Source organism: Collinsella sp. LCP19S3_B7 (assembly GCF_052121795.1).
In the GTDB taxonomy this organism is placed as follows: Bacteria; Actinomycetota; Coriobacteriia; order Coriobacteriales; family Coriobacteriaceae; genus Collinsella.
The window spans coordinates 1-854 of sequence record NZ_JBQKDO010000040.1; the positions used below are offsets into that span (position 1 = coordinate 1).

General features: G+C 69.4%; 1 protein-coding gene. It reads left to right on the forward strand.

The features are described 5' to 3' along the window. A partial coding sequence (locus tag ACTQW0_RS08480) for an IS3 family transposase (RefSeq protein ID WP_441567776.1) occupies positions 1-854 on the forward strand: 854 nt, incomplete at both ends.

Sequence of the window (854 nt, forward strand, 5' to 3'; positions counted from 1 at the left end):
GGGACGGCCCCGACTACCCCGACATCGACCCGGAGGACAAGGACGCCCTGATCGAGCGGCTCAGGCTCGAGAACGCGGTGCTGAGGGCGGTGCAGGACGTTTTAAAAGCCGAGAGCCTCGACGGGATGTCGAACAGGGAGAAGACCCTGGTGATAGACCGCCTGAGGCCGTGCGGGAAGTGGTCCTTGAGAGAACTCACGAGTTCCTTGGGGATATCAAAGAGCTCCTATGAGTACCAGCGCCGCGCGATCGCGAGGCCCGACCGGCGCGCGCCCCTGCGCGCGCTCGTGCGCAGGATCTTCACCGAGGATGGCGAGGGGGCGCGGGGGTACCGCTTCGTGACGGCGCGCCTGCGCGAGCTCGACGAGCCCGTGCGCGCCTCGGAGAAGGTCGTCCTCCGCATCATGCGCGAGGAGGGCCTGGTCCCCAGGTGGATGAGGAGGAAGAGGAGGCCCTACAGCTCCTATGCGGGCGAGCCGACGCCGGCCCCGCCGAACCTCGTGCGCCGCGACTTCCGCTCGGCCCTGCCGAACTTCCTGTGGCTCACCGACATCACCGAGTTCAGGCTGCCCTCCGGCAGGAAGGTCTACCTGTCGGCCATCAGGGACTGCTTCGACTCCTCGGTCGTGGCGTGGAGGGCCGGCGAGAGACCGGACGCCGACCTCGCGAACTCGACGCTCGAGGACGCCTGCGCGCTGCTCGCGCCCGGCGAGCGCCCCGTCATCCACTCCGACCGCGGCGGCCACTACCGCTGGCCCGGCTGGATCTCGATCTGCGAGGGGCACGGCCTCGCCAGGAGCATGTCCGCCAAGGGCTGCAGCCCGGACAACGCGGCGATGGAGGGCTTCTTCGGC